The sequence below is a fragment of the Halobacillus sp. BBL2006 genome (assembly GCF_000786645.1).
Classification (GTDB): domain Bacteria; phylum Bacillota; class Bacilli; order Bacillales; family Halobacillaceae; genus Halobacillus.
Map to the genome: position 1 here is coordinate 1 of NZ_JRNX01000458.1, position 8,521 is coordinate 8,521.

7 protein-coding genes, 1 pseudogene and 1 riboswitch are annotated in these 8,521 nt (G+C 40.9%); of the genes and pseudogenes, 3 read left to right on the top strand and 5 right to left on the bottom strand.

Annotated features, from left to right (window positions below; all coding sequences use genetic code 11):
* Positions 1 to 252 (bottom strand): annotated as a pseudogene (locus tag LD39_RS13635) (hypothetical protein); the annotation flags it as partial.
* Positions 253 to 627: 375 nt separating this feature from the next.
* Between LD39_RS13635 and LD39_RS13640 the strand changes: the two are divergent.
* A complete protein-coding gene (locus LD39_RS13640; RefSeq protein WP_035547950.1) occupies positions 628 to 1,008 on the top strand; it encodes a rhodanese-like domain-containing protein in 381 nt (126 codons plus the stop codon).
* Positions 1,009 to 1,495: 487 nt separating this feature from the next.
* On the opposite strand, the gene gcvPB is transcribed toward LD39_RS13640, so the two are convergent.
* The 3 genes from gcvPB to gcvT are packed head-to-tail and all read right to left on the bottom strand — an operon-like array spanning position 1,496 to position 5,423.
* On the bottom strand, positions 1,496 to 2,959 hold the full coding sequence (gcvPB, locus tag LD39_RS13645; protein WP_035547954.1) for an aminomethyl-transferring glycine dehydrogenase subunit GcvPB: 1,464 nt from the start codon (positions 2,957 to 2,959) through the stop codon (positions 1,496 to 1,498).
* Positions 2,952 to 4,301 (bottom strand): aminomethyl-transferring glycine dehydrogenase subunit GcvPA, encoded by a 1,350-nt coding sequence (gcvPA, locus tag LD39_RS13650; RefSeq protein WP_035547956.1) that lies wholly within the window; start codon positions 4,299 to 4,301, stop codon positions 2,952 to 2,954. The genes gcvPB and gcvPA overlap by 8 nt, the downstream gene beginning before the upstream one ends.
* Before the next feature lie 21 nt (positions 4,302 to 4,322).
* Positions 4,323 to 5,423, bottom strand: coding sequence for a glycine cleavage system aminomethyltransferase GcvT (gene gcvT / locus LD39_RS13655; RefSeq protein ID WP_052158872.1), 1,101 nt, complete (start codon positions 5,421 to 5,423; stop codon positions 4,323 to 4,325).
* A 168-nt stretch (positions 5,424 to 5,591) separates the two neighbouring features.
* A riboswitch (glycine riboswitch) is annotated at positions 5,592 to 5,680 on the bottom strand.
* Between the two features lie 167 nt (positions 5,681 to 5,847).
* Between gcvT and LD39_RS13660 the strand changes: the two genes are divergently transcribed.
* Positions 5,848 to 7,497: a DEAD/DEAH box helicase gene (locus LD39_RS13660; protein WP_035547962.1), complete on the top strand. Its 1,650-nt coding sequence runs from the start codon at positions 5,848 to 5,850 to the stop codon at positions 7,495 to 7,497.
* Positions 7,494 to 8,318 carry a YqhG family protein gene (locus LD39_RS13665; protein WP_035547964.1) on the top strand — a complete coding sequence of 275 codons (825 nt, stop codon included), beginning with the start codon at positions 7,494 to 7,496 and terminating at the stop codon, positions 8,316 to 8,318. Before LD39_RS13660 ends, LD39_RS13665 begins: the two co-directional genes overlap by 4 nt.
* A 78-nt stretch (positions 8,319 to 8,396) precedes the next feature.
* Here the strand turns inward: LD39_RS13665 and LD39_RS22705 are convergent.
* A partial coding sequence (locus LD39_RS22705; RefSeq protein WP_156112646.1) for a YqzE family protein occupies positions 8,397 to 8,521 on the bottom strand: 125 nt, incomplete at its 5' end.

Sequence of the window (8,521 nt, forward strand, 5' to 3'; positions counted from 1 at the left end):
GAAACCGAAACCGCGAGCCGGAAATTTCGGATCGTCTTTAACGGTCAATACAACGAAATCTCCTTCGGAAAGTGTCAGCTTCTCTGTGTCTTTAAACGCATAGCGATCAAGCATCACCAGCCTCGATACCCCTTTGTGGGTAATCGACATATCAGAAGTCACTTCGTGGACTTGCGGGAACTGACGGATATCGGCGTTCAACCGTTCTAAATTAATTTTTGTATGGACGTCACTGGATGTTGTTGTCTGCATCGTAAACCTCTCCCTTTACACTTAAAAAATCAATAACTAAGTATGTTAATACTAGTAAGATACCACATTTACAAAATGTTAATCAATATATTGTGTTTAATATAAATATTTTTTCTATATATTGTGTTTTTGAACGAACATGCAGAAATTTGTCAATCAGATAATCATGAGGATTACTCAGGGAAGCAAAGATAATAAGAGGAAAAATATGATTTTATTACGCTGTTTACCTTTTTCGTGGGTTGCATACTCTGACTATTTTAAAACCCCTTCATGGCTAGAGTCAAAATAAATGAATCAAGAAAATTTTTTTTGAAAAGCTGACGATTCCCTCCTATAATAGATTAAGGAATAGAGAAATGGGGGGAAACTGTGATGGAATTATGGATCTTGATCGGAGCTGCCGTTCTGCTGGTGGTGTTCGGTTTGTATAGATTCTTCAAAGCAAGGAAAATTATGAGCACATTGACAGAAGAGGAGTTTCGACAAGGATACCGAAAAGCACAATTGATTGACGTCCGAGAGCCTAATGAATTTGATGGCGGCCACATTCTTGGCGCACGAAATATACCGCTATCTCAAATGCGCAATCGCCTCGTTGAAATTCGCAAAGACAAGCCTGTCTATCTCTACTGTCAAAGTGGAGCCAGATCTACACGTGCGGCCATGATGCTAAATAAAAAAGGCTATAAAGATTTAAATGTACTTCAAGGCGGATTCAAGAAATGGACAGGTAAAATTAAGGCCAAAAAATAAAAATTTCAAAGACAAGAACTCGGATTTTTCCGGGTTCTTTAATTTTTGAGAATTATTTGAATTTTATAAAATATATCGATATGATATTTGTAATTCACATAAGGAGGTATATTATTGCAAAATACATAGGTGTACGAGTTCTCTATTTAATCATTACTCGATTCATGATCGCTTCTATTACTTTCTTTTTAATGAAGCTGTTACCCGGGACCACTTTAAGGGGGAGACTCCTGTGGGATAAGCGGATTAGATGAGACCCCACAGGGCTAGCCCGATGAGGCCCAGCATACGCCCACGGAAAGCGACTCCTTCCCCAACAACCCTAAACCACACAAATAGCTTGGAATCAAGACTTCCGTATTACTGCACTTTAGTAGAATAACCTCTTTCATGCAATTTTCCTTAGATCTAGAAAACGACAAATGCATAACAAAGCCAATTCAACAATAGAAAGCCCGAAACTCATTCAAAGTTTCGGGCTTTCGTTTTAAGAGTCTTTTGAATAGCGTAAAACAGGCTTTCGTGCAGCCAACGTTTCATCCATTCGACTGACAATAGTGGTATGAGGAGCTTCCTGAACCATTTCAGGGTCTTCCTTCGCTTCATTCGAGATTTGAATCATCGCATCTACGAAAGCATCCAGAGTCTCTTTCGATTCGGTTTCAGTCGGCTCAATCATAAGCGCTTCTTCTACGTTGATCGGGAAATAGATGGTAGGTGGATGATAACCAAAATCTAAAAGACGTTTTGCGATATCCAGAGTACGAACACCTAGTTTCTTTTGGCGTTTCCCTGATAGGATGAATTCATGCTTACAGTGACGGTCAAAAGGCAAATCGTACTCTTCCTGTAAACGACGCATCATATAATTGGCATTGATGACGGCGTATTCACTTACTTTCTTCAAACCTTCCGGCCCCATCGTACGGATATAAGTGTAAGCACGCACATTGATTCCGAAGTTACCGTAATAAGGCTTCACACGACCTATAGATTTCGGTCGATCGTAGTCGAAGACATATTGTTCGTTACGCTTCGTTAGAATCGGCTTAGGTAAGTACGGCTCCAATTCTGACGTGACGCCTACAGGCCCTGAGCCTGGTCCTCCACCGCCATGTGGGCCCGTAAAGGTTTTATGAAGATTCAAATGAACAACATCGAATCCCATATCTCCAGGACGTGCATACCCTAAAATTGCATTTAAGTTTGCACCATCATAGTATAACTTTCCACCTGCATCATGTACGATGGATGCCATTTCTTCGATATCTTCTTCGAAAAGTCCCAGCGTATTAGGATTGGTCAGCATTAAAGCGGCGGTCTTATCGTCAACCACCCTCTTCAAGTCTTCTAAATCAACTAACCCACGCTCATCTGATTTGACGGTGACCGCTTCAAAGCCTGCAACCGTAGCCGATGCCGGATTAGTTCCGTGAGCTGAATCGGGTACGATTACTTTTGTTCTTTCAAAATCACCATTTGCTTCGTGATAAGCTCTGATCATCATCAAACCGGTCCATTCTCCATGCGCTCCGGCAGCAGGTTGAAGAGTAACAGTATGCATACCAGTAATCGATGTCAGAGACTCTTGCAAGTCATACATCAAGTGTAAGGCGCCTTGGACCGTCTCCACTGATTGGTATGGATGAATATGACTGAAGCCTGTTAATCGAGCAACATCTTCGTTCATTTTTGGATTATATTTCATTGTACATGAGCCAAGGGGATAAAAACCTGAATCCACCCCGTGATTTCTTTTTGAGAGTGCGGTGTAATGTCTCATAATTTGAAGTTCACTTACTTCAGGGAGATTTGGTTCACTTTGTCTCAAAAAAGCCTCACCAATCATCTCATCCACATCAGTTTCAGGTACGTCAAGATCAGGCAAGCTGAAACCTGTACGGCTTTCTTGACTTAGTTCAAAGATTAATGGAAAGTCTTGTTTAGCCATGCATATCCCCCAATTTCTTAGCAAATTGATCAATTTCATCTTTCGTTCTAATCTCCGTTACAGCAACGAGCATATGACCTTTCAGCTGATCATCCGTTTGACCTAAATCGAAACCGCCGATAAAACCTTTTTCCAATAAGTCTCTGTTTACTTGGGAGACGTCTTTTCCTAAACGAACAACAAGTTCATTAAAGAATGGACCATCAAATGCGACATCCAGGCCATGCGCTTCTAACTGTTTCTTCATGTAAGATGCTTTCTGTATATTCATCCAGGACATCTTCTTAAGACCCTGTTTGCCAAGGGACGACATAGCTACAGAAGATGCAAGAGCATTCAATGCTTGATTGGAGCAAATGTTCGATGTCGCTTTATCTCTGCGAATGTGTTGTTCACGGGCTTGCAGAGTAAGAACAAAACCGCGTCGACCGTCTTCGTCAACAGTTTGTCCGACAAGACGCCCTGGAACTTTACGCATAAGCTTTTTCGTAGTAGCGAAGTAACCACAGTGAGGCCCTCCGAATTGCGCTGGAATACCAAAAACTTGAGCGTCACCTACTACAATATCCGCTCCAAATTCACCAGGAGGTGTTAAGTATCCAAGAGCGAGTGGATTACTGGAAGCAATCAACATCGTCTTTTTCTGTGAATCAACAATTTTCCTGACTTGGTCAAGAGGTTCAATTTGACCGAAGAAGTTAGGATATTGGACAACAACGCTTGCAGTATTTTCATCCAACTCTTGCTCTAAATGTTCAAGATCCGTTAACCCATTTTTGTGTTCAATTTCTACCACTTCGACTCCAGGTCCTTTTACATAAGAGTGAATGACAGCCAATGATTCCGGGTGGATCGCTTTAGAGACAAGCACTTTTTTCTTTTTCGTTTGACCAGCAGAAAGGTTTACGGCTTCTGCGAGAGCTGTTCCGCCATCATACATAGATGAATTAGCAACATCCATACCTGTCAATTCACAAATCATCGTTTGGAACTCAAAAATAGCCTGCAGTTCTCCTTGAGAAATTTCCGGCTGATAGGGTGTGTAAGCTGTATAAAATTCTGATCTAGAAATGACATGGTCCACAATGGAAGGGATATAATGATCGTACACACCTGCACCTAAAAAGGAGGTATGTGATTTTACATTCACATTTTGTCCAGCCATCTCAGTCAGTTCCTTCATTAATTGAAATTCGTTTCGAGGCGGCTTAATGTCTAAATCGCCCTTGAAGCGAATGGATTCGGGAATATCTGAAAATAATTCCGCAGATGATTGCACACCGATACGGTCTAGCATGTCTTTTTTATCACTTTCCGTCATTGGTAAGTAACGAAATTCCATTCGTATGTCCCCCCTGGTTCTTTATCGTTTATAAAAAGGTGTTGCTACCACTTTAGCTTTCAACTTCCTTTTACGGACTTGAACGGTTACCTCAGTGCCTAGTTCTGTGTACTCTTTATCAATCAAGGCTAATCCTACATTTTTACCTAGGGTAGGAGATTGTGTACCTGTTGTAACAAACCCTATTTCCACCTCACCATCAAGGACTGCGTAGTGGGTTCGAGGGATGCCTTTATCAATCATTTCGATTCCTACCAGTTTACGAGAGGGTCCCTCTTCTTTTTGTTTTTTCAAGACCTCTTTCCCGATAAAGTCTTCCTTTTTATTTACCTTAACGGCAAAATTCAGACCAGCTTCAATAGGAGTAATTTCTTTACTAAGTTCTTGACCATACAAAGCTAAATTAGCTTCAAAACGAAGAGTATCACGTGCGCCTAGTCCTACCGGCTTAACTCCATGTGGCTGTCCAGCTTCCAAGATCGCCTGCCAAAGGTCGGCGCCAGAACCGGATGGTAAGTAAATTTCAAAACCATCTTCCCCCGTATATCCGGTACGGGAAACAATTCCTCCATCTTTCACACCTTTGAAAGTCACGTCAGATTTGAAGCGGAAGAATTTAATTTCTGATAAGTCCGTTTCAGTGAGCGTTTGTAAAGCTTCTTCAGCTGCAGGCCCTTGAAGAGCGAGCTGTACGTAGTCATCAGAAACATCCTCCATATGGACGTCTTCTACTTGATGCTTTTTCAACCATTTAAAATCTTTTTCACGATTGGCCGCATTTACCACCAGCAAGTACTTGGATTCTTCCAGTTTATAAACAATCAGGTCATCAACGGTTCCGCCATCTTCGTAGCACATAATGGTGTACTGAGCTTTCCCAGGCTCCAACTTCGAAATATCGTTCGTCAGCATCTTTTGCAAGAAACCAAAGCTACCCTTCCCTTGAACCAAAACTTCTCCCATGTGGGAAACATCAAATAGTCCCGCACGAGTACGTGTTGCTTCATGTTCTTCCTTGATACTTGAGAACTGTACAGGTAAGTCCCATCCTCCAAAATCAATGGTTTTAGCACCGAGTTTCTTATACTCATGATATAGCGGGGTGCGTTTCAAATCAGACATCCTCTTCACTCCTTCAAGACTTTTTTATTCCCATAAAAAAAGAGACTCCACCGTTAATCGTAACGGGAGTCTCTGTCCATTCACCAGAAAGTTTCACGACCCTTATGTAGCCCTTGCAGCCGCTTGCTTCTTGGGTGGTTTACTCAGTGTAAACTCTCTCCAGAGTTGCGTCCTACAGAGGTCTGTTTGCCTGAGAGATTCACAATAGATGCTTGCTCCTTCGGCGCTACATACGTAGACTCTCCCCCTGCAGTCATTCGCTTTCGTATTTTCTAAGATTTAGTTGGACATACTAAATCGTAACGTATGGGTGCACTCTTTATTATTCCCGTTCATTATATCATAGGGAATAAATAATTTGACATGGAAATTCTAGAATAATTCTCAATCTTTGCACAAGGATAGCCAGAATTGATGGGGGTTTATGGACATGATCAAAATACAACATGACCAATCATTCATAAATACACTGACTGACGATCTCGACCATCCTGAAAAATTGTCTACTTGGGATGGGTTTAAGCTTGCTTATGAAGCAGCTGGATTTAATACTGTACCACGGTTTGATGGGTTATTAGCGTTAGATCATTTACCTCACGTCGATTTCTTGGATCACCAAATCGATGCTGCGGAAAAAGTCGTCCACCAAATGAACGGAAGAGCGATTCTTGCAGATGAGGTAGGACTAGGAAAGACACTAGAAGCCGGTCTGATTGTGAAAGAATATATGATTCGCGGTGTGGCAAGGAAAATACTTATTTTGACTCCCGCATCTCTTGTGAATCAATGGGTTCAGGAACTTAACGAAAAATTTTATATTCAAGCTGCCTCCCCTAGAAAAAAGCAAGCATCCTGGAAAGATTGGGATGTAACCGTAACTTCCATCGACATGGCCAAACGAGAATCTCATAGACAGGAGATCCTTTCTATCCCATATGACCTCATCATCATTGATGAAGCTCATAAACTGAAGAATCATCAAACCAAAAACTATCAATTCGTTCAATCTCTGAAGAAGACCTATTGCTTATTGCTGACGGCAACCCCTATTCAAAATAAACTGAGTGACTTATTTAATTTAGTTTCGATCCTGCAGCCTGGTTACCTTGGTAATCTTACTGATTTCAAGAAAAAATACCAATCTAACACTAAAAGAGACGAGGATATAGAACATATCCACTCTTTAGTTGGAAAGGTAATGATTCGTAATCGCAGAAAAGACACAGGTCTAGACTCCTCTAAACGCATCGTTACCAACGTGCGTTTGTCTTTCACGGATGAAGAAAAGAAACTTTATAAAGAGCTTGAAACCCTGAAGTCCGACCACCCTTCTTTCACATGGTTAACTTTAGCGAAAGAACTATGTTCCTCAAGAGAAGCTTGTTTTATGTCCTTAAAGCAGATGAGGGGACAGGCAAGTGAACGAGGAGCAGAGCTTTACGACTACTTTATCGAACAACTTGGACAGCTTCCCCATCACATCAAAGCTAAGCGGATGGTGGAAATTATTGAGAAATCCAATGGAAAATTTATAGTTTTCACCGAATATAGAGCGACACAATTTTATTTACAATGGTATTTACAACAGCATGGGATATCATCTGTTCCCTTCAGCGGGAAATTTAATAAAAGTAAACGAGACTGGATGAAACAGCTCTTCAAAAACAATGCTCAAGTGATGATCGCAACGGAAGCAGGCGGAGAAGGAATTAACCTTCAGTTCTGCCATCAAATGATCAATTACGACCTTCCTTGGAATCCGATGAGATTAGAACAGCGAATTGGCCGTATTCACCGTTTCGGCCAGGAGCAAGACGTTAAAATTTTCAATTTTGCTATCGAGGATACGATCGAGGATCATATTATGAAAATGCTTTATGAGAAAATTGAGATGTTCAAAAATGCGGTTGGTGATTTGGATCATATATTGGAACGAATTCCCGGTGGATCCTTCGACCAACAAATCCAATCGATTTTACGCCAGTCAGAAAGCCAAGGAGAAATAGATATAAAATTGAAAAACTTAGTGAGTTATGTAGAGTACTCCATTAATGAAAAGAGGGAGTCAAGTTGAACACGAATCCTTATTTTGATTTTGTCCGTAACTTTTTCTTATCCTATGGATGCTCGATAACCGAGCAAAGTAACTCGCACTTAAAAATTCAATTGACCGCTGAGATGGATGAAGAAATAATGAATCGTCCTTTTTACTGGCACTACATGAAAAAGATGAACCGCAGCGGCGAACCTATGCAATTGACATTCACTCATACTGACCGTGAAGAAAAGAAAGGAATCTATCTCCACGCGGGAACTCCTAAGCTTCATACCATCTATAAGGCAGCAATGAAAAAAGGAAAAACGTCGCGTCTTTATGAAATGATCGACCAACCTGTGCAAAATCGTGCCATGACCCCATGGCTGGTTGTTAATCTCCTGCTGCATTATAGAGGTAAGCAAGCAAAAGACGAGAGAATATCTATTGGCTTGAACCTCATTCACGGCTCTCTTTTAAACGGTATGATGGAAAGAATCCGGAATATAAATTTTCACCCAACTGTTTCCGATTATACCTTTCCAATGACACCCGTTATAGGAATCAGAAGTGCTTACAGAAGAATCGAACAATACATTGAAAGCTACACACGCTCTCTTGATGACCAATGGGCCATCCTCTCTTTGCATCAGCTGGACCAGGAAAGAGAACTTCTGAACTCATTCTTTGAGTCCGAAGATATTGGACTTGATCTTTTTACGAAAGAACAAGAGCAAATAGACAAACGCTACCGTCCACGTGTTCAAGTCGAGGTTGTTAATGGTGGACTCTTTTATATCTCACAACAAACCAGTCAGAAGATCTTGGAATACACCGAAAACACAGCGATATCTAATTAATAGTAATGGATACTATGAACTTAAGTCGGATTTCACAAAAAAACCGTTCATTTTCTTAATGAACGGTTTTTTTGAATATCAATGATTAGATGTCTTTATTTTACGGCGAATCATTTTCAGAGCAAAGGGTATCATTCCGAACCAGTAAAAAGAAGACTTTTTAGAAGGCTTGGAAGCTTTTCTTTGCTTTTTTTCCTGTTTTG

What these genes read in the sequence shown, in the direction of transcription:
- LD39_RS13640 (WP_035547950.1), top strand. Translation starts at nt 628, where the DNA reads ATGGAATTATGGATCTTGATCGGAGCTGCCGTTCTGCTGGTGGTGTTC.
- gcvPB (WP_035547954.1), bottom strand. Translation starts at nt 2,959, where the DNA reads ATGGCTAAACAAGACTTTCCATTAATCTTTGAACTAAGTCAAGAAAGC.
- gcvPA (WP_035547956.1), bottom strand. Translation starts at nt 4,301, where the DNA reads ATGGAATTTCGTTACTTACCAATGACGGAAAGTGATAAAAAAGACATG.
- gcvT (WP_052158872.1), bottom strand. Translation starts at nt 5,423, where the DNA reads ATGTCTGATTTGAAACGCACCCCGCTATATCATGAGTATAAGAAACTC.
- LD39_RS13660 (WP_035547962.1), top strand. Translation starts at nt 5,848, where the DNA reads ATGGACATGATCAAAATACAACATGACCAATCATTCATAAATACACTG.